Raw genomic sequence first — 21,368 nt, 5'->3', positions numbered from 1 at the left:
AAATTATCGCATATTAGCCCGTAACCAATGGTTATGCGAGACCGTTGGCTGCAAGTGCAAAGAACTGACTTCGAAATAAAACAATAATAGAGAAATGTATCTGTCAAATATAAAACTTTGGAATTTTAGAAAATTTGGTTCTAGTGATGAACCAGACTACCAAACAAATCCTCATTTAGATTTAAACCTAACCCAAGGCCTAAATGTAATAATTGGAGAGAATGACTCGGGTAAAACTGCAATTATTGATGCTGTAAAATTGGTTTTAAAAACACATAGCTACGACTACATTAGAGTTGATGATAAAGATTTCTATAAAGAAGCAAATCGATTTCGCATTGAATTAAAATTTGAAGATTTAAAACCAGAAGAAGCAAAAAACTTTACTGAATGGTTGGGTTGGACAGGCACTGGAGCAGATGCAAAACCATTTTTAAAACTTAATTACGATGTTAAAAGACAAGCAGATAAAATTATACCAACAGATGTAAAAGCAGGTGTTGATGAAGAAGGTTATTTACTATCATCAGAAACGAAATATTATTTTAGAGCAACCTATTTAAAGCCTTTGCGTGACGCAGAAAACGAATTAGTTGCCAAACGCAATTCACGCTTGTCGCAAATTCTTTTAGGCGATGAAGCATTTAAAGGAAAAGAGAAAGATAATGATTTAGTAAAAATCTTTTCGGGCTTAAAAGAGGAATTAGAAAATTATTTCAAAGGCGTTGATAATACAGGTCAACCCAAAGCAACAGAAGGAAAGCAGATAAAAGACAAAATTGATAGCTATATTAAAAGCTTTTACAGCGAAAACAACGAAAGTGAATTTCAATCAACATCAACCGATATTAAAAGTATTCTTGAAAAACTTACTTTAACTCTGAAAGGCGAACCTAATCCGGGCTTAGGAACTTTGAATCGTTTATTTATGGCTACGGAATTACTTCACTTAACCAAATCAAACTGGACTGGCTTGCGTTTGGGATTGGTTGAAGAATTAGAGGCACATTTGCACCCACAAGCACAAATGCAAGTGATTGAAGCGTTTCAAAAAGAAAAAGATATTCAATTTATACTAACGACTCACAGTCCAAATTTGGCTTCCAAACTCGACCTTGAAAACTTAATTATTTGCAACAACGAAAATGCTTTTCCAATGGGTTCAACATATACTAAGTTGGGTAAAGATAATTACAAGTTCTTAGAAAAGTTTTTGGACACTACAAAAGCGAATTTATTTTTCGCAAAAGGGGTAATATTAGTTGAAGGCTGGGCAGAAGAAATTCTAATTCCAAGTATAGCAAAAGCAATTGGAATTAATTTAACAGAGAAAGGTGTTTCTATTGTAAATATTGGACATACAGGTTTTGACCATTACTCAAAAATTTACTTGCGGCAAGAAGAACCAAATATGACAATTCCCGTTGCTGTAATTACGGATTCCGATATTAGAGACTATAAAAAAAACGGAGATGATTTTGTTAAACTTGATGCAGCAACAGTTCTGCAAGAAACAACGAATAAAATTGCAAAAATAAACGGTAAAGCAGACCAAAATGTAAAATACTTCATTGCACCAAATTGGACCTTGGAATATTCATTGTTTAAATCAACTAGCCTAACAAAGCTTTTTCAAAGAGTAGTTAAAGATATTGTTCATACACAAACAAATTGGATCAATTTTGAAAAAATACTTGCTGAACGTTTAATAGACAAAAGAAAAAAATTTAATAAAACAAAGATTGCTTATGAAATGGCGCACGCCATCGATGAAGATTTGGGCAAAGAAGTTCGTTCAATAATAATTTCAGAAGATGAAGCTGATACTGTTAATTATCTAATAAAAGCTATTAAGTATGCCGCAGGTAATTGATATAACAGACGATGATATTCGTTATGCAGAAAAAATACTTTTACCTATAGGCAAAGAGTTTGACGATGAACGAATAGCATTTATTCGTGATTTTCGCACCATAGATTTACAAGCAGTTCCTGGAAGTGGAAAAACTACCGTTTTATTAGCTAAATTGATTATTTTAGAACGTAAACTTCCATTTTCTGACGGTTCGGGCATATTGGTTTTGTCACATACTAACACAGCTATTAACGAGATCAAAGAAAAAATTCAAAAACATTGTCCTAAATTATTTTCCTATCCAAATTATATTGGAACAATACAAAGTTTTGTTAATGAGTTTATGGCTATTCCCTATTACGTTCAAATGTTTAAGAAAAAGCCGAACAGAATTGACCACGAAATTTATAATGAAAAGATAAAAAACTTCATAGAAAAGCCTTGGTTGTATAAACTGAATTTAAATAAAACTTGCACAGACAAAGTTGCATATATTAAAAATAATAATGAAGGCTTGTTTTACAATTACAGATTTGAGTCTTCAAATAAAGTTCAGTTAATAAAAAAGCTAAACGGAGAAGTTTTAGAAATCAATAAACCAAGAGGTAACACAAAAACTGCAAATTATAGAGATTACACACACACAGAAAAAAAAGAAGTGTATAAATGGTTTTTTGAGTTTAAGCAATCAATTTTAAAATCAGGTATTTTACACTATGATGATGCTTATTTTCTAGCTGAAAGATATTTAATAAAATTCCCTAATATAAAATCCATATTACAGAAACGATTCTCTTTCGTGTTTGTTGATGAAATGCAAGATATGGAAACGCATCAATGCAGTTTGTTGGAAAAAATATTTTATGATAATGGAAATAGCATTTCAAAAATTCAACGAATTGGCGACAAAAACCAAGCAATCTATAATTCAGTAAAAGCTACAGATGTTTGGCAAGACAGATCAGTTGTTTTACGATTAAATGGAAGCCAAAGACTAAGCAAACCAATTGCTGATGTTGTGAAAAAATTCGCCTTATATAGTGACGAAAATTTTGATATTGTTGGAAGAAATAAATGCACGATTAAACCGCATATTTTGGTTTTTGAAAATACTAACATTGAAAATGTCATTCCTTGTTTTGCGCAAATCGTAAGAGAGAATGACTTGGTGAATTCAGAGAAACCTATAAAAGTTGTTTGTTGGAATACAGAATGGAAAGAAGATGAAAAAAGTCGGAATGATGTGAATAAACATCGTTTAGAAGATTATCACAAAACTTTTAAGAAAGATATAGGTAAACCTAAACTAGATTACAACAACTTAAAAAGTTATTTGCTTTATTTCGAAAAAAAACAAACATTAGAACCTATTAGGAAAAACATATTAAATGCCTTTCTAAAAATATTGCGTTTAGAAAACGTCAATACAAAAGACGATAGACCTTTCACAAAGAAAAAATTGATTGATTTCATTAAAGAAAAAGACGTTAAAAAATATGACGAACTAAATTTGAACCTTTATAACTGGTCAATTGGAATAATTCAAGAAAAAACAATCGAAGTTTGGAATGAAATAAAAGAATACGTTCCAACTTTTCTTACAATGTTTGACAAAGCAATTTCTTTAAGTTCAAATTTCATTAACGCTGACAATGTCGAAATTATTACTGAAAATGCAGAAATTTCAACGCCAACAAACCATTACAGAGAAAATGGACTTGAAATTGAAATTACAAGTGTTCACGCAGTAAAAGGACAGACACATTGTGCAACTTTATACCTGGAGTCTTATTTTCATCAAGATGGCAGAGGGCTTAATGCGAAATCTTATGAATCACAAAGATTACAAAATCAGTTTTTAGGATCTCAAATACTATCAACTGTTGGTAAAAGAGTTAAAGAATCTACGAAAATGGCATATGTTGGTTTTTCTCGTCCAACAGACTTACTTTGCGTAGCTGTACATAGAGACAGGTTCGATAGTTTTCTGAGTGAAATAGATAGAGATGTTTGGAAAATTATGGAAGTAACAAATAATCGAGATTAATCTGAAATCAATAGAAACACCAGCAGCTAACCCTGTATATAATTTATTGCTGGCTTCTTGCCTACTTCCAAAACCCCACACAGATACCCTATTCCATTTTGAGCGACTAAAGTATCGCCTTAATCACCTAGAAACGAAAAGGCAAGACGTCTTGTCCTTGGTTCAATGTGAAGACATAAAAATCACATTTTCTGCTATTGGTCCTAACGATTATCGCTAAAGTTAAATATCTAATAGAGCAAAAAGAGCTGAAGCCAGAAAACATTTTACGCTTATCTTTTACTAAAAAAAACACTTGGCATTTTACAGCACTCAAGATTAAAAGAAAGAAATTTTTCCTATACTTTTAACTATGGCAAAATCAAAACTCCCGAGATGGATTAGAATCCTTCGCTTTTATCTAAATTGTTTGTGGTACTATGTTTTGTTTCCATTAGGCGCCGAAGAAGACGACTTTACTAAACAATGGAAAAAGAGAAATTAAATCTTCTTAACTTATACGATAACGAATCTTCAAATTAAGACGTTATAATTGATATCATTAATACTATAATTAAATAGTATTTTAACAATCAGAAAACAATTCACTATCAAAAAAATCTTTTAATGATATATTAATCATTTTACAGAATCGGTTTATAGTATGTATGGAAATACCTCTGCTATCTTTAGTGTTTTCCCAACGGCTAATTATTTGTCTATCCACAAAATGAGCTTCAGCAAATTTAGATTGACTTTTATTCACGTTCAATCTTAATTCTTTCACTCTTAATGCTACTCTTTTATTAAATTCTATATCTTCTGACTTCAATTTGGACATACTGCAATTTTGACATTTAATTAATAAATGTTGTAATCCATTTGGATGACAAAAAATAAATTTGTTATATTTGTTATCAATTACATAAATTTGCGATTCTTCGTATTTAAAAATATTTGAAGCCATCGCTTTGAGTCTCTCAATAGAAAACTGGTAATTTTTGCAGATGAGATGATAAGTAGATAGGCTCACGTCCCGGGCGTGAGCTCTCTTATCTCTGCACGGTATACCAGTACCTCTATTGGATAAGTTGAGTTTCACGCCCTATTTTTTTTAGCATAATTTGAAATTTGAAAAACATTGGGAAGTTTTAAGTAAAACCGTGTGATGCTTAAAGTTTATCTGGAAATCATTAAAAAGTTTCCTCTAAAAACCAATGGAACATGTCCAAAGACAAAGTACACCTCAAAAGTTTGGACGGGTTTAAGTCACTTTTTGAGACCCTCTACCCTTCGTTGTGCTTATTTGCCAACAAATATCTCAATGATATGGATACGTCTAAGGATGTTGTACAAGAGGTATTTATTAAGATATGGGAACGAGACACCCCATATCCTAATTTTTATGCGATAAAATCTTTATTGTATACATCCGTTAAAAACCGCTGTTTAGACTACCTAAAAAGTAAATATCACAGGAGTATGGTTCAATCTCCAGATATTGACTTTGACCATATGGTAAGCGACACGTTTTTTTATACCCAATTAACACTTATTGATACCTATGCCCAGCTAGAGACTGCCATAAAGCAACTCCCCAATAAAAGTGAAGCCGTTATTAGGTTAACGCTAAATGCCTATACTAATAAAGAAATCGCTGAAGAACTCTCTATAAGCAAAAACACCGTTAAATCTCAAAAGCGTATTGCCTATAAGAAACTAAGGCATGCACTTGGCAGCCTTCTGAATATTTTTTAATTCTTTTTTACACCCTCTTTTTAACTTTTGTCGTTTTGGTGTTATAACCCACGGTTTAACATGACAATTTTTAGAGACCTATTTAAACTCAGCAAGAAGCTATCTAAAGCCCTACTTGAAAATAAAGGCTTCCGAGATTTGGAAGCGTCTGATTTGTTTTCAGATGACGCCAAGACGCATATTAAACAACATCTGTCTAACGAAGCCATTAAAGAAAATTTAGAACTCCTTAACCAAATTGATAAGGAGGCGGATTGGAAAAACGTAGAGCAAAGTATCTCTGGTGATGGCAAATTAAAACCTAGAAAGCGTCGTTCTATGTCTACTTTTATGAAAGTGGCTGCTGTGGTTATTCCTGTAGTCTCGTTAACCTATATGGTACTTCATAATCGTACTAACACCACGCTTTTGGAGGTAGAACCGCTACCAATTACAGCAGGAACGGATAAAGCCATTTTAACCCTTGACGATGGTGTAGATATAGCTCTTGAACAGGATAACCCCTATGAAAATGCTATGGTTAAAAGTAATGGCGAGCGCTTAACGTACAGCAAAGCCACTACCCCTTCTAAACTGGCTTTTAATTACCTCACAGTACCTAGAGGTGGGCAGTATCAAATTGCCCTATCAGATGGCACTTTAGTGTGGTTAAATGCAGATAGTCAACTAAAATATCCTGTAAATTTTGTTGAAGGAGAGCCTCGCATTGTTGAGTTAGTCTATGGCGAGGCTTACTTTGACGTGTCCCCTAGTACCGAGCATCAGGGGAATCATTTTAAAGTGCTCACCAAACAACAAGAAGTGGACGTTCTCGGTACCGTATTTAATATAAAGGCCTACCAAGATGAGCCTTATATGTATACCACCTTGGTTGAGGGCCATATAAATATACTTATAGACGATACCTTAGAAGAATTAATCCCCACAGAGCAAACTCAAATAGACTTGAGAACAGGCCAGTTAACAAAGTCTATAGTGAATGTGGATTATACTGTGGCTTGGGTAAAGGGCTACTTTAATTTTAAAGATACCTCTTTACAGGACATTATGAAGGTGCTTTCTAGATGGTATGATGTGGATATATCCTTTGCGTCTGATGACCTTAAAGACGTCCGTTTCAGTGGTCTTCTAAATAGAAAACATAATATTAATACTCTACTAAACGGAATTAAAAACACACAATTTATAAATGCCTATGAAATAAAAAACAATACGATTACAATTAAATAAGAAAAGGGAATAAAGCTACTACCTGGACAGTACTCAGCTAAATCCCCTTTATACACTAACCGGTTTTAAACCAATTAACGCACAAATTTATGCAAATTAAATTTACAAGCCTGCATTTCTTTCGATGGAAAGGCATGTCGATGTTCATCATGAAAACTTTATTCCTCCTATTCTGCACTACTGCTTTTAGTCTTGCACCAAGCGCTACTTTTTCGCAAAACGCGAAAGTGACCATCGCCTCAGATAAGACTATGACTATTTATGAGGTGTTGGAACTAATAGGACAACAAACAGAGTGTACCTTTATTTACCAGTCTGACATATTTAACGATGTCCCAAACATCCCACTCAAAAGCGGAGTGATTAAGGTTATGACGTTATTATCACAATGCCTTCCAGCTAGGAATTTCAAAATTAATAGCAACACAGAGAACCTCATAACTATCAGTCGCACGTATTCTGAAGATTTGCAAAAAGAACCTATTCAAGTCAAAGGAACAATTAAGGATATTAATGGTGTACCCTTAGCAGGAGCCACAATCATAATCAAAGGTACTATGAGAGGCACCACATCAGATTTTGATGGGAATTATGAAATTTCGGCAAACTCTGATGATGTATTAATAGTTTCGTACTTGGGTTACAAGTCCATAGAACAACAAATTAATGGGCAAACCATCATCCCTATTATCCTTCAACCAGATGCCGAAAATCTACAAGAAGTGGTTATTAATGCAGGCTATTATTCGGTAAAGTCAAAAGAGCAAACCGGAAGCATTTCAAGAATTACCTCAAAGGACATTGAAGACCAACCCGTGCCCAATGTCATTGCGACTATGCAGGGACGTATGCCTGGTGTAAATATTGTTCAAGAAAGCGGTATTGCAGGTGGTGGATTTAGAATCAACATTCGAGGGTTGAACAGTCTTCGAGAAAATGCAAACAACCCACTTTACATTATTGATGGTGTCCCCTATTCTTCCGACCCCATAAGCGATGCCCAAACATCTAGCTCCATTCCAGGAGATGGAAACCCATTAGCAAGCCTAAATCCAGCCGATGTTGAAAGTATCGAAATATTGAAAGATGCAGATGCAACCGCCATTTATGGTTCGAGAGGGGCAAATGGTGTCGTACTTATTACCACAAAAGGCGGGAAAATTGGAAAAACAACATTAACCATCAATTCAACCCATTCAATCGGAACGGTTACAAAAATGATGGACTTAATGAATACGGAACAGTATCTAGATATGCGACGTGAAGCTTTTGCCAACGATGGCATCACTGACTATCCGTTTAATGCCTATGACATAAATGGGACTTGGGACCAAAACAGATATACTGATTGGCAGAAAGTCTTAACAGGTGACACTTCCCATATTAGCGCATTACAGGCTTCTGTCACTGGAGGCAACGCGCAAACCAAATATATCTTGAGTAGTTATTATCGAACTGAAAGTAGTGTATTTCCTGGAGATTTCTTGTATAAAAAAGGTGGTGCACGACTCAACTTCAATCATACATCAACGGATAGAAAATTTAATATAAATTTATCTGGAAGCTATACTCTACAGGACAATGATCTACCCTGGATTGATTTTGTAACACTTTCAAGGCAACTCGCTCCTAATGCTCCAGCCCTATTTGATGATGAGGGCAATCTGAATTGGGAAGATAACACATGGACAAATCCACTTTCAAATTTGGAAAGCAAAAGTTTAGCTACTACCACGGATTTAATAGTGAATACCACAATAAATTATCAGTTAAATGAAGATCTCTCTTTTAATTCCAGCTTTGGCTTTACGGAACTGCATAATGATGAGAGCCGGTCAATTCCTTCAACCATTTATAATCCTGCTTACAATTTGGGCAGCCAATACTCTTCAATTTACATGAATACCTTTAAAAGAAAGTCATGGATTATTGAGCCAAAAGTTAACTGGCAGAAAGACTTTGGCAAATCGCGTTTTACGCTATTAGCAGGAGCAACTTTCCAAAATCAGATTAGCGATAAATTTGTAATTCTTGCCAGTGGATTCTCCAACAATAGTCTGCTATATGATTTAGCTTCCGCATCAGAAACATTGGTTAGAAACAATGATGAATTAGTTTATAAATATCAAGCGTTCTTTGGCAGAGCCAACTACAGTTATGCAGATAAATACTTCCTGAACATTACGGGAAGACGAGATGGCTCAAGCAGATTTGGACCCGGAAAACAATATGCCACTTTTGGAGCTGTAGGAGCCGCTTGGCTATTTTCTAAAGAAACTGCTATAGCTGAAAATATGGAGTGGCTATCATTTGGAAAATTAAGAGCTAGTTATGGAGTTACAGGGAGTGACCAAATTGGAGACTATCAATTTTTAAATACGTATACCTCATCAGGTTTCCAGTATGCAGGCAGTAGTGGTTTAATGCCATCTCAACTTTATAATGCCAATTTTGGTTGGGAAACCAATAAAAAGCTTGAAGCATCTTTAGAACTTGGATTTTTAAATGACCGTATGTTGCTAACAACGTCATGGTATAAAAATCGCTCTTCAAATCAATTGGTTGGGTTTCCATTACCTGCAACAACTGGGTTTTCGTCAATACAAGCGAATCTTGATGCCTCTGTTGAAAACACAGGGTTTGAAGCCACATTGAGATTGGCACCAATTCAAAAAGAGCATTTTTCTTGGGTTGCCAATATCAATTTTACAAAGGCCACAAATAAACTATTATCCTTTCCCGGATTGGAAGAGTCGAGCTATCGTAGTCAATTCATTGTGGGACAACCTACAACCATACAAAAGCTGTTTAATTTCATAGGAGTCAATCCAGAAACAGGGCTTTATGAATTTGAAGATGTGAATGGAGATGGCGAAATCACCTTTGAAAATGACCGTGAGGCTTTTAGAGATTTCAATCCAGAGTTTTACGGAGGAGTTCTTAACCAATTCAATTATAAGAATTTTCAACTGGATTTTCTATTTCAATTTGTAAAGCAGGAAAATTTCAATTTAGCCAATACACAACGCTTTGCCGGTTTATTAAGCAACCAACCGACTGCTTATATTGATAGTTGGCGTCAACCTGGAGACGTAAAGCCTTACCAAATGTTCTCTAATAGTCAAGACGCTAGACAAGCAAGTGATTTTTTTGCTTTGAGTACAGGAGCAGTTAGTGATGCTTCCTATATAAGATTCAAAAACATCTCATTGTCCTATAATTTCCCAAGGGAACTACTAAAACATATGGAATGTAGACTATCGCTACAAGCACAAAACCTTTTTACCATTACATCCTTCAAAGGAGCAGACCCTGAATTCACGCAAGGTGGTACTCTACCTCCATTACGCATTTTTTCAGTAGGCATACAGCTTGCTTTTTAATCTTTAAAATAAAACAAATGAAAAATCAAATCATTACATATTTCAAAAACTTGCTAGCATTATTATGCATAATGCTCGTATCTAATTGCGACGATTTCATTGACGTAGACAGACCCAATTCACAACTCACGACAGATACTGTTTTTGAGGATGAAACAACAGCAACAGCAGCTATAATTGATATCTATGCGCAAATGAGAGAAAACGGCATTATAACAGGTAGAATTGACGGTTTATCAAGTCTTTTAGGAACATATGCGGACGAACTTGTATCCTTTGAAAATGGAATTTACACAACGGAAAGCTTTTACAACAATTCATTGCTCCCTTCTAGTAATTACGTTTCAAATATCTGGAACGCTAGTTATAGCCAGATTTATGCAGCAAATGCAATTTTAGAAGGTATTGATGATTCCAACACCTTGACCGAAAACGTCAAAAGTCAATTACAGGGTGAAGCTCTTTTTATTAGAGCCTTCTTACATTTTCACCTTGTCAATACCTATGGAGACATCCCATATGTTGCAACAACCGATTACGTCGAAAACAGTAATGTTATCCGAATGCCTATTGAAACTGTTTATCAAGCAATCATATCTGATTTGGAAGTGTCCATAGGATTACTGAACACGCAATATTCCAATTCCGAAAGAACTAGACCCAATAAAAGCACAGCTCAAGCATTTTTGGCAAGAGTTTATCTATATCATGGTGATTTTGAAGAAGCCGAGACTATGACTACATCGGTCATAAATAATACAGAAAATTATGCTTTAGAAGAAAATATTGATGATGTATTTCTAGCGAATAGCATGTCCACTATTTGGCAGCTTTCTCCTGGTGCGAGTGGGGCAAATACATATGAAGCCATTACTTTTATTTTCTATGAAGGTCCTCCGAGTCAAGTTTCATTAAATGAAAACCTGATTTCTCAATTTGAGGATAATGACTTAAGAGAAACACACTGGGTTGCAGAAGTAAGCGATGGTAATGAAACTTGGTATCATTCCTTCAAATACAAACTTGACTATTCTACAGGTTCATCTTCAGAAAATTCCATTGTGATGAGACTTGCAGAACAGTATTTAATTCGGTCTGAAGCAAGGGCAATGCTTGGCAATATTACAGGTTCTAAAGAAGATTTAAATCAAGTAAGAAATCGAGCAGGACTACCCAATACGGATGTGAATTCTCAAAATGAATTAATTGAAACAATTCTTCAAGAGCGTAACCTCGAGCTATTCACAGAGTTCGGTCATCGCTTTTTTGATTTGAAACGTTCAGGTAGACTTGACGATACCTTAAGTTCAAAGTCTGGGTGGAATACAAATGACAACTTATGGCCACTTCCATTGACAGAACTTGTTGCAAATCCAAACTTAACCCCACAAAACCCAGGTTATTAAATGAAAGCTATAACTTATAACAATATCATTAAACTCGTGAGTCCGAAAAACAAATCATTTGTGGATTGTACAGGCACGTTAACCATATTACTTCTTTTAATTGCAAACATAAATCTCTGGAGCCAAACTCAAAAAAAAAAGCCAGTAACTGTTTCTGATTATAATCGTTGGGGTACAATGCACAAACACAAAGTATCAGAAGAAGGAAATTGGGTCAGCTTTCTAATGCAATACGATGAAAGTCCTGATACACTTTTGGTAAAGCAGGTTCATGGTAAAAAGACCTTCCGACTTTTAAATACTACTGATGGAAAATTCTGGAATGAGGACAAATTTGCTTTTTTGGACCGTAGTAATCTCCTTCATGTAATCGATTTGGATAGCGGTTCTGAAAATATAATTGAAAATGTAAAGGACTTCTCAATTGCCAAAAACGGAAAGTATTTGATTACTCGAGAATTAAAAAATGGAATTCAGCATTTGGTAATAAGAAATTTGGAGGGTCGTGAATTGGAACGCATTGAAGGTTTACAATATTATAAGATGAATAATTTAAAAGATGCGATGGTCAACATCATTTCTAAAAATGGTTCAAGCAAGGTGCTTTTAATGAATCTAGGAGTTAAAATTGGTAAAATACTCATTACTGAAAGTGATGACTTGAAATTTTCGAAACCTGTTTGGAGTAATTCTGATAATTCGATCGCTTTCTTCAATGTTACCTTGGATGAAATTTCGGTAGGTATCAATCACTATGAACTTAAAAATAACAAATTGAGTTATTTTATGCCATCAAAATTTGAAAATGTGGTTAATGATTATTCATTGAGCGATGTAAACAACAATTTATTTATTTCTCCTGACAATAAAAGAGTTTTTTTTTTGATTATGAAAAAAACCGACCCTAATACAAAGGCTGATAGTGTACAAATCTGGAATACTAACGACGCTGAAATTTATCCCCAAAAAAAAATAGTTGAGAATTTTGAATCCAACACTAAAGTTATGACCTGGATTCCTGAATCCAATAAACTTACGTCGATTACCGATAAAGAATCACCCTATTGTTTAATAAATCCCACTAGGGATTTTGCTCTTACCTATAACACTCAGGACTTGGGAGCTCAATATAAAATGAATCCTAACGTCAATTATTTTTTAAAAAATCTTAAGACAAATGAAAGTGAGATGTTACTTGAAAATCAGATCACCACATCAAGGTGGTCCACCTTATCTCCTGACGGCCGCTATTTTGCCTATATAAAGGATAAGGATTGGTGGATCTATGACTTTAAGAAGAAGGTCAAATTCATAGTTGCGAGTGAAGCTCTTATACAAACAATAAACAATGATGATCCTTGGAAAATAACCTACGGTGTCGCAGGATGGGGTTTAAACGATAGATACTTATTGTTATATGACAAATATGATATATGGAAGATAACATTTGATGGCATTAAACCTGTTAGATTGACAAAAGGTAGAGAGAAGAAAGTGGTATATAGAATTCCACGATTAAATCAGGAAAAATACGCCGAATTTTATGATGTAGTTGATCAAGTGATTGACACTAAAGGTGATATTCTATTATCTGCCAATGGGGAAAATCAAACTGGCTACTTTATGTTACAGCCAAACGGGCAACTTAAAAAAATTATTTTTGATGATTATTTCTATGGAAATATTGTTAGGTCGTCCAAAGGCAACAATTATGTTTTTCAATATAGAAGGTACGATAGTCCTCCGGGTTTAATATACTATAATGTTCAAGGCGATTCATTAAATTCATTTTACCAAAGTAACAAACATCATTATGAGTATTTATGGGGTAAACAGGAAATAATTCATTATAAAAACTCAAAGGGTGTTCCACTGAAAGGCATTTTATATTACCCTGCGGATTATAATCCAAACAAGAAGTATCCTTTGGTCGTATCCATATATGAAGATCAAAACTACCTTAAGAATTATTATATTAATCCAACACTTTATAATCCAGCTGGATTAAATGTTACCACCCTGAATGCTCAAGGTTATTTTGTATTGCTTCCTGATATTGTTTACGAAGTTGGAAACCCCGGTATTTCGGCCACAGATTGTGTAGTGGCGGCTGCAAATAAAGTCATAAACACAGGACTTATTCTTAAGGAAAAAATTGCCTTAATGGGACAGTCTTTCGGAGGTTATGAGACTAATTTTATAATTACCCAAACCGATTTATTCAAAACAGCAATTTCAAGTGCTTCCGTTTTTGATTTGACTAGCTTTTATTTATCTATAAGTAAAAATTCAAGTGTGCCAGAACATTGGCGATTTGAAAATCAGCAATGGCGCATGGGAAATTCACTATTTGCAGATAGAGATAAGTATAATGATAATTCTCCTTTGACTTGGGTCGAACAGATACATACTCCAGTTCTAATTTGGACAGGGGAAAACGACACACAAATCAATCCTAATCAAAGTTATGCCATGTATTTGGCATTACGAAGATTAAATAAAAAAGCAGTAATGCTGGTTTATCCTGAAGAATCCCATTCCCTCATTTTTAAAGAAAACCAAAAAGATCTTTATTTTAAAATTCAAGAATGGCTGGCATATTTTCTCAAAGATAAAACTGAAGTTAACTGGGTCAATAAAGGCATGTAATAAGGAATGCAGGCTAAAATAATTATAGCCTGCATTGATTTATCCTAAAAAAGGATTAAGGTCGGTGCGTGAGCAATTCCGAACAATCCGATGTAGGAGATGGCTTTGCATACATTTGATCGAATCCATCAACACAAAGAATTGACCCAATGTTATTACACTTTTTTACGGCCTGACAATTAAACGGGGAAACTCTCTTCCATCCTTGAATCTCGGCGGTTGTCGTGTTTGCGTTTCCATTGACAGAACCCATAGCACCCGCAGAAGCGAATAAAAATGCTAATACTGGTACAACCATTTTAAATACTGAAGTTTTCATAATATTAAATTTAAATTAATTTATTTGACCTACTCTTTTTTACAGGTTTTCAGTCTTACTCCTGATACTAGCCAGTATATTTTAAATCAGTTTTTATATTTACTTTGAAGTGACTCGCTCAATTTGTACGAAACAAGGTTAGAACCTATCAATACAAACAAATGACTATTAGTTACGATTAAATCGTCTATTTTATCACCGTCTATTTTATATATATAAAAACTCATTACGTAAGTTTTTGTAAGAATGTCGTATACATCAATAACGTTTGCATTCTTCCACATTTTAATTTCGTCGTAACGACCAGGCAGCATGGAATTTACAAACAACAGGTTGTTATGTATAGCACTGATCCTGTTAACCAAAAAAGGAGGGGCTGAAAATTTTCTTTCCTTTCTGCTCTCCACATATTCCATTTTAATTTTTGCACGAGATGTCGTGTCAATAGTATTTCCTCTTTTTAATAAGTTTAATTCATAATCCGTAACCGTATATTCGTTACGATAATAGTATAAGTAAACAAGTTTTTCTTGTTTAGAACTATAATGTAAAGTTCCATCAGTATCAAATAAACCGTCAATCTGTTTTTGAAGTAAATTTGGTGCCGACTTCTTGACCTGCCCTGTATGAATATCTATAGTAGATAATAAATTCTCTCGTTTCTCGCTTAATGTCCTTATTGCAAGTGTTGAAGAGTCAATAACTTCTGCCTTTGTAAATCCTGGAATTTCTGTAGTTTGCAATAAGGCAATGCTATCATTCAAATTTCCTCTAAAAACACACGGGACCGTTCCATCAAAAAGAAAAAAATAAGGTGGTGATACACGTAGTTGTATGTTATGAAAATCAAATAATGTGTCGGTAATTTTAATATTATAATTATTAGTTACAGTAAGCGTCGTGTCTAATACAACTATTAATGCAGGTGCTGAATGGTTGCCCAAATACACATTCTTATCATCTTTTCCAGCAAAATAATAAGAGTTGAATTTTAAGTCTTTAACATCAACTCGTTTAGTTGGAAAAGGAGGAAATCTTCGTACGAAATTATTGCGCTTATATATGATATTATCGGATGCCAAATACAAGCCAAACATAAAAATAGAACTTGATAAAATTATTGTGAGAACTCTAAAATTAATTTTTCGATTGTGCTTGTATATGACATTCAAAGAAACCCATGCAAGAATAACAAAGATGATATTAAACCAGAGATGAGTTTTCCAACTCATGCTTTCAAGCACTCCTCCACAAGCACAAGGTATGAACGTACTGTAATTTAAAACGATAAAAATATAAAGTGTAAATAGAACCATTAAAATAAATGCAAGATGAATTCCAATATTTCTAGTTCTTGAGTAGGACAACAATATTGCTATTATCAATTCAAATGAAATCACTGTATAGGAAATGAATCCAGCAAAGGCACCCAATAAAGGAGATCGACCTAACTGAACTTGAAAATTCTGAAAGTCAATTATTTTACTTACCGCTGCATAAACAAATAATAAAATGTATAGATAACTAACAATGATTGGTAGATTGTTATATATCGACTTATTAAGTTTCATATCATTTGATTTGATATGATAAAATTCGGAAGATAATTTTATTTTAAAAGTGCAATCCCTTAACTATAAAGGATTAATCCATTCAAAGACTTTCAAATACTATTTGTCGCTTGAGATAGAATTATTTCTTAATGCACTCGGTGAATAGCCATAACGTTTTTTAAATGAGCGTGAAAAATGCGGCATACTTTTAAAACCAACCTTGTAGGCAATTGATTTTATTGAGACATCACTATACTGAATCATCATTTGTGCCTTTCGCAAACGCTCTTGCATCAAGAATCGATGAACTGTAGTTCCATATAATTCTTTAAATCCGTATTTCAGTTTGAATTCATTTGTACCAATTTGTAAAGCAAAATCCTTAAGAGACGGAAAATCGCTTTCTAAATTATTTATAATGATGTCATGTCCTTCACGTATTTTACGGATATCCTCAAAACTCAATCTTATTTTTGGTTTAGTGGATTTTCCTTTCCTTACTAAAGTAAGTTTTTCATCTTTTATAACGCGTTGCTTCAAATCTGCATCCAATTGATTTCGAAAGTTAGAATGGTGTATGACAGTTATAAGTATTCTCTTGTCATTAGTGGCAAAATCATGAAAGGTCGAAATGTATGCAATTTTAGGTATGATAAGATTTCCTTTTGATTTAAAATGCAATCCGATTGAAGTATCGAAGATTTCTTTCTTTATTAGTTGTTTCCATATCGCACTCCACATTATTGTTGATTCCTCGGTTATGAAGTTTTCAAAATCATTACCAACAATATCATCATATAAACAGGATAAAATACTACAAGTTAACTGATTAACCATTTGAACAATTCCTTTTTTATCAAGTATAAAACTCATCTGAACAATATCAAGATTGGTTTGATCAGTATTTGCATAGCCTTGATGCACTATAGTATCTTGTATCTCTTCGGCCAACATATTGAGCGTTAATATAAGTGCTTCAATATCATCATTTTCAGAATTTCGTTCAATACGGTAGAAGAAGTTACCAGAAGCCATTTCTAGCAACATCGTATTGATTACTTGCATTCTATGATGTAGATTAGTCTCCATTTATTCTGTAAGTTGCTCTATTCTAAAAATCATTTATATGGGTTTAAAAACTTTAAGGCCAAATCAAAATTATTAAAAGCTTTTGTAGGGATTGTGGGTGTGTTGGTTCGTAAGTAGAATTCTGATAACATTTCAGAAACAGGAGAATCAACTATAAATGCTACCGCCTTGACTAAAATAGATCCCTCGATTGATAAATAAGACCTGGCTGCTTTGTTAACTTCCTTAATCTGCCGAACATCACAAAGTACTGGCAGAGCACGTCCCTCATGGATTTCAAGACGTTCTTTAACCACATATACAGCTACGGGCAAATCTATTACAACATCTTTATTATAAGTTATAATTAAGATACCATCGGAAAATTTATACGACGCATAGTCATTTTCTGAAATTACTGTCATGATTTGAAAACTGGCTTTTCAAGAATATAAATTTACAAAATAATCAACATAAGATTTGCATCTTTCATTACAACCATTAGTCAATATGGATTAACTTTTGTCTACAAAGGATTAAGATTTGACTCTAAAGGATTTAGAAGTATCAAGATTTCTCATTGTCTAACAAAAGATATTAACTTAATATTCTAAATTATTGAAGATGGCAAAAATTAAGCACAACAACTTTTTAGATACAGTAAATAATGTATTTACAGATGCGATAGATGAGGGCATACTTCATCTATATGCCGAAGGCGAAAGTTTTAACGGAAGAACTATAGGAGTAAAAAACAAAAAATTATTCCATTTTGGCACAACAGGTTATTTGGGATTGGAACAAGACACCAGATTGAAAGATGCCGCAATTAGTGCAATACAACGATACGGGACTCAGTTTCCTTTATCAAAATCGTACATCTCCAACCCTCTGTATAGACAATTAGAGGAAAAGGTTTCAGAAATGTACAATCACCCCGTTGTCATCACAAAAAATAGCACCTTGGGTCATCTTGGCGTAATTCCTAGCGCTGTCAGAGATCAAGATGCCATTATTCTCGATCACCAAGTCCATTGGAGTGTTCAGAGCGCAGCTAAAGTTTTAAAATTAAGAAGTGTTCCTGTAGATATGGTTCGGCACAACGATTTGAACATGTTAGAAGATAAAATTAAATTGTACTCAAATACCAAAAAAAAAATATGGTATATGGCTGATGGTATTTATTCCATGTTCGGCGACTTCGCTCCTGTAAAAGAGTTAAAAGCGTTAAGCTTAAAATATCCGCAATTACATCTTTATTTTGATGATGTTCATGGCATGAGTTGGATTGGAAAAAATGGGACAGGTTACGTCATGAGCGAAATAGATGAACTATCAGAAAACATGCTACTTTTCGGAACCTTAAGTAAAACCTTTGGCGCGAGCGGTTCGGTGTTAGTCTGCTCAAATAAAAAATTGTATCAAGAGATAAAAACCTTTGGAGGGCCTTTGACCTTCTCTGCGCAATTAGAACCAGCATCTGTTGCTGCTGCCACGGCTTCTGCTGAGATTCATCTCTCTCCAGAAATCAACGAACTTCAGGAGGATCTAAAGGTCAGAATTGATTATTTTAATGAATTGGTAAAACAAACGGATCTACCGCTTGTAGATAAGAACAGATCTCCCGTGTTTTTTATCGGCACTGGCATGCCAAAGACTGGTTATAACTTTATCAATCGATTAATGAACGAAGGTTTCTATGTGAACTTAGGAATGTTTCCAGCTGTACCTGTAAAAAATACTGGCGTTAGAATAACCATCTCTAGACACAATCAACAGGAAGAAATAAAAGCCCTAGTTGACGCTATGGAATACCATTTACCTAAAGCTATCGAAGAAACCCATACGAATTTACGTCGTGTTTATGAAGCATTCAAATTAGAGCCAAAAACCTCCACAGATACCTCATCTAGCTCAGAATTAAAAGCGCAAATTGAAACTAGCATTTCGAATATTGACAAAGTCACCTGGAACAAATTGGTTGGAACTTCAGGAGTTCAGGATTATGATGGACTTAAATTTATTGAACATACCTTCAGTAATAACGCATTAAAAGAAAATAATTGGGATTTTTGGTATGTAATAATCTATGACAAACATGAACACCCTATTTTGGCTACAGTTTTGTCATCATCGATATGGAAAGATGATATGTTAGCAAATTTAAACGCTTCTAAAATTATTGAGGAAAAGCGCAAAACTGATCCTTATTACATGACCTCAAACGTTTTAAGTTTAGGATGTTTATTCACTGAGGGTAATCACCTCTATATCAACGGTAATCATCCCCGTAAGCAAGAGGCACTACATATACTTATGCAAACTTTAGAGACATTGGAACAGCGCTCTAATTCTAAAATGATTGCGCTTCGGGATTTTAGCATCAACGATAGCTTAAATCGTTATTTTCTTGGTCAGGGTTTTGTTAGAATACAAATGCCAAATTCATGTCGCATTAATTTAAGAGCTAATGAAGCCATTGAAGCTTATGTAGCCCGACTTTCCTCAAAAAACAGAAAACATTTGAGGAAAGACATTTTAACTTATGAAACCTCTTTAGAGATCTCAATTTTACAAACACTTAATGATCCCCAACTCAACCAAGTTCATTTACTGTATAATAATGTCCGCTTAAACAACCTTGGACTAAATACCTTTCCATACCCTATAAAATTGTTCAAAAACATGTCTGATCACCCCAATTGGGAATTTATACTCATACATCATCCTGAGCAACCTAACAAAATCATTGGAGTTATGTTTTGCTATAAAAACAACAATCAAACCTATGTTCCGTCCTTAGTTGGCATTGACTATGATTACCTTAAAATCTATCAGACTTACAGACAATTATTATATCAAACTTTAAAGAGGGCCATTCAATTAAAATTTAAAACAATTGATTTGGGACTAACCGCTTCATTTGAGAAAAAGAAACTTGGTGCTGTGGTAGAAGAGAAATATGCTTATATACAAGCTTCAGATAATTACACTTTGGAACTTTTGGGATTACTAGAATGTCGTTGAAAATGAAACACATGGCTTTGTATAGTTATGAAGTATCAAGAATTAATATCAGAATTTGAAACAACGGTGGAGTCTTTGGAGTCCCGTAGTGATGATATTTTATACAAAGCCGAAAATGGCATTGCTAAAGCTGAAAAATGCATTAAAAAACTCCGAAAAAGTGTCCTAAAAAAAGGGTTTAGTTCAAAAAATGAAGAAATTAGTTTTTTTAAGCACATAAAACCTCAAATATTCAGTCGATTGATTTATTACGTTAGGCTCTTTAATATAGAAAGTAAACGCCCTAGAAGTAGCTCCAAATACCAAATAGAATATTTAAATAATCACATCAATAAATTACAAGTCTTTTTCAACGATAATTTAGAGTTCTATCACTACTATCGAAGAGGAGCTACGACACTAGATGAAGAGTATTTTGTTAGGGGCAAATCTGATTTACGATTGCCGACTGAATTCTTTCACTTTTTTATTGATGACCAGTTTTCTACGTGTCAAGACACCACAGTAGCCACAATTATAGCCTATGATATGTTGATTGTTTACCTGCAACAAGAAATTGAAAAATTACAATCTCATAAAGACACAAAAATTAGGACAATGAAGCAAACATCTTCAAAACTTTTCTGGACAGGAAGCAAAACAGAATTAACTGAATTAATTTATGCTCTGCATAGTAGCGGATCCATAAATAGTGGCACTGCCGACATTAAGGAATTAGCCTCTATGTTTGAGCAAGTATTTAACATAGAACTCGGTAATTATTATCACACTTTTATTGAAATAAGAGCTAGGAAAAATAGTCAAACAAAGTTCTTAGATTGGTTGACAAAAGTACTTTTGAAGCGCTTTAAGGATTCGGATGAATAATCCTAAGTTTCCCCCAAGTTGGGAATACCATATCTCCTAAAAACTCCATTATTTTTAATACAAAATAGGGCAATACATTTATTGAACTCGCCCTTCTCATCTCCAAAACTATTTAAAACTTATATTAAAAAAAAACTCCCATCTCTGGATAAACTATTGAAGACAATAGAATAATCCCCCACAAATTTGCATAACGAAAGTCAAATCAACAGAACAGAGACTATCAA

At 34.0% G+C, this 21,368-nt stretch carries 14 protein-coding genes; 9 read left to right on the top strand and 5 right to left on the bottom strand.

From position 1 onward, the window contains the following. Window positions 1–94 precede the first annotated feature (94 nt). The gene (locus tag K1X16_RS15890) at window positions 95–1,873 is read left to right on the top strand and encodes an ATP-dependent nuclease (RefSeq protein WP_225037102.1); all 1,779 of its coding nucleotides are present in this window, start codon (window positions 95–97) and stop codon (window positions 1,871–1,873) included. Then, window positions 1,857–3,902 (top strand): UvrD-helicase domain-containing protein, encoded by a 2,046-nt coding sequence (locus tag K1X16_RS15885; protein ID WP_225037101.1) that lies wholly within the window; start codon window positions 1,857–1,859, stop codon window positions 3,900–3,902. Before K1X16_RS15890 ends, K1X16_RS15885 begins: the two co-directional genes overlap by 17 nt. A gap of 565 nt (window positions 3,903–4,467) precedes the next feature. On the opposite strand, the gene K1X16_RS15880 is transcribed toward K1X16_RS15885, so the two are convergent. Further along, window positions 4,468–4,983, bottom strand: coding sequence for a helix-turn-helix transcriptional regulator (locus K1X16_RS15880; RefSeq protein WP_225037100.1), 516 nt, complete (start codon window positions 4,981–4,983; stop codon window positions 4,468–4,470). 122 nt (window positions 4,984–5,105) lie between these two features. Between K1X16_RS15880 and K1X16_RS15875 the strand changes: the two genes are divergently transcribed. From K1X16_RS15875 to K1X16_RS15855, 5 genes are all read left to right on the top strand, one after another. After that, window positions 5,106–5,639 carry an RNA polymerase sigma-70 factor gene (locus K1X16_RS15875; RefSeq protein WP_225037099.1) on the top strand — a complete coding sequence of 178 codons (534 nt, stop codon included), beginning with the start codon at window positions 5,106–5,108 and terminating at the stop codon, window positions 5,637–5,639. Between the two features lie 60 nt (window positions 5,640–5,699). Further along, window positions 5,700–6,869: a FecR family protein gene (locus K1X16_RS15870; protein ID WP_225037098.1), complete on the top strand. Its 1,170-nt coding sequence runs from the start codon at window positions 5,700–5,702 to the stop codon at window positions 6,867–6,869. Window positions 6,870–7,018: 149 nt separating this feature from the next. Continuing rightward, a complete protein-coding gene (locus tag K1X16_RS15865; RefSeq protein WP_225037097.1) occupies window positions 7,019–10,252 on the top strand; it encodes a SusC/RagA family TonB-linked outer membrane protein in 3,234 nt (1,077 codons plus the stop codon). 17 nt (window positions 10,253–10,269) lie between these two features. Then, on the top strand, window positions 10,270–11,658 hold the full coding sequence (locus K1X16_RS15860; protein ID WP_225037096.1) for a RagB/SusD family nutrient uptake outer membrane protein: 1,389 nt from the start codon (window positions 10,270–10,272) through the stop codon (window positions 11,656–11,658). Further along, window positions 11,659–14,307 (top strand): alpha/beta hydrolase family protein, encoded by a 2,649-nt coding sequence (locus K1X16_RS15855; RefSeq protein ID WP_225037095.1) that lies wholly within the window; start codon window positions 11,659–11,661, stop codon window positions 14,305–14,307. A 55-nt stretch (window positions 14,308–14,362) separates the two neighbouring features. Here the strand turns inward: K1X16_RS15855 and K1X16_RS18105 are convergent, their stop codons facing one another. From K1X16_RS18105 to K1X16_RS15835, 4 genes are all read right to left on the bottom strand, one after another. Then, window positions 14,363–14,626, bottom strand: a complete 264-nt coding sequence (locus K1X16_RS18105; RefSeq protein ID WP_225037094.1) for a DUF6520 family protein — start codon at window positions 14,624–14,626, stop codon at window positions 14,363–14,365. 86 nt (window positions 14,627–14,712) lie between these two features. Beyond that, entirely contained in the window at window positions 14,713–16,197 is a 1,485-nt protein-coding gene (locus K1X16_RS15845) for a MauE/DoxX family redox-associated membrane protein (RefSeq protein ID WP_225037093.1), read from the bottom strand. A 99-nt stretch (window positions 16,198–16,296) separates the two neighbouring features. Then, window positions 16,297–17,268, bottom strand: coding sequence for a helix-turn-helix transcriptional regulator (locus K1X16_RS15840; RefSeq protein WP_225037092.1), 972 nt, complete (start codon window positions 17,266–17,268; stop codon window positions 16,297–16,299). Between the two features lie 29 nt (window positions 17,269–17,297). After that, entirely contained in the window at window positions 17,298–17,672 is a 375-nt protein-coding gene (locus K1X16_RS15835) for a hypothetical protein (RefSeq protein WP_225037091.1), read from the bottom strand. A 199-nt stretch (window positions 17,673–17,871) separates the two neighbouring features. Between K1X16_RS15835 and K1X16_RS15830 the strand changes: the two genes are divergently transcribed. Then, window positions 17,872–20,274, top strand: a complete 2,403-nt coding sequence (locus K1X16_RS15830; protein WP_225037090.1) for an aminotransferase class I/II-fold pyridoxal phosphate-dependent enzyme — start codon at window positions 17,872–17,874, stop codon at window positions 20,272–20,274. A gap of 27 nt (window positions 20,275–20,301) precedes the next feature. Beyond that, entirely contained in the window at window positions 20,302–21,141 is an 840-nt protein-coding gene (locus K1X16_RS15825; protein ID WP_225037089.1) for an RteC domain-containing protein, read from the top strand. Window positions 21,142–21,368: the final 227 nt, after the last annotated feature.

Origin of the sequence: Winogradskyella sp. SM1960 (assembly GCF_020179375.1) — a bacterium.
In the GTDB taxonomy this organism is placed as follows: domain Bacteria; phylum Bacteroidota; class Bacteroidia; order Flavobacteriales; family Flavobacteriaceae; genus Winogradskyella; species Winogradskyella marina.
The sequence above is the reverse complement of the archived record's forward strand: the minus strand, read 5'-3'. Positions and strand labels throughout refer to the sequence as shown.

Coding starts and splice junctions, on each gene's coding strand:
- K1X16_RS15860 (WP_225037096.1), top strand. CDS start 10,270: ATGAAAAATCAAATCATTACATATTTCAAAAACTTGCTAGCATTATTA.
- K1X16_RS15845 (WP_225037093.1), bottom strand. CDS start 16,197: ATGAAACTTAATAAGTCGATATATAACAATCTACCAATCATTGTTAGT.
- K1X16_RS15835 (WP_225037091.1), bottom strand. CDS start 17,672: ATGACAGTAATTTCAGAAAATGACTATGCGTCGTATAAATTTTCCGAT.
- K1X16_RS15875 (WP_225037099.1), top strand. CDS start 5,106: ATGTCCAAAGACAAAGTACACCTCAAAAGTTTGGACGGGTTTAAGTCA.
- K1X16_RS15855 (WP_225037095.1), top strand. CDS start 11,659: ATGAAAGCTATAACTTATAACAATATCATTAAACTCGTGAGTCCGAAA.
- K1X16_RS18105 (WP_225037094.1), bottom strand. CDS start 14,626: ATGAAAACTTCAGTATTTAAAATGGTTGTACCAGTATTAGCATTTTTA.
- K1X16_RS15870 (WP_225037098.1), top strand. CDS start 5,700: ATGACAATTTTTAGAGACCTATTTAAACTCAGCAAGAAGCTATCTAAA.
- K1X16_RS15865 (WP_225037097.1), top strand. CDS start 7,019: ATGAAAACTTTATTCCTCCTATTCTGCACTACTGCTTTTAGTCTTGCA.
- K1X16_RS15840 (WP_225037092.1), bottom strand. CDS start 17,268: ATGGAGACTAATCTACATCATAGAATGCAAGTAATCAATACGATGTTG.
- K1X16_RS15830 (WP_225037090.1), top strand. CDS start 17,872: ATGGCAAAAATTAAGCACAACAACTTTTTAGATACAGTAAATAATGTA.
- K1X16_RS15885 (WP_225037101.1), top strand. CDS start 1,857: ATGCCGCAGGTAATTGATATAACAGACGATGATATTCGTTATGCAGAA.
- K1X16_RS15890 (WP_225037102.1), top strand. CDS start 95: ATGTATCTGTCAAATATAAAACTTTGGAATTTTAGAAAATTTGGTTCT.
- K1X16_RS15825 (WP_225037089.1), top strand. CDS start 20,302: ATGAAGTATCAAGAATTAATATCAGAATTTGAAACAACGGTGGAGTCT.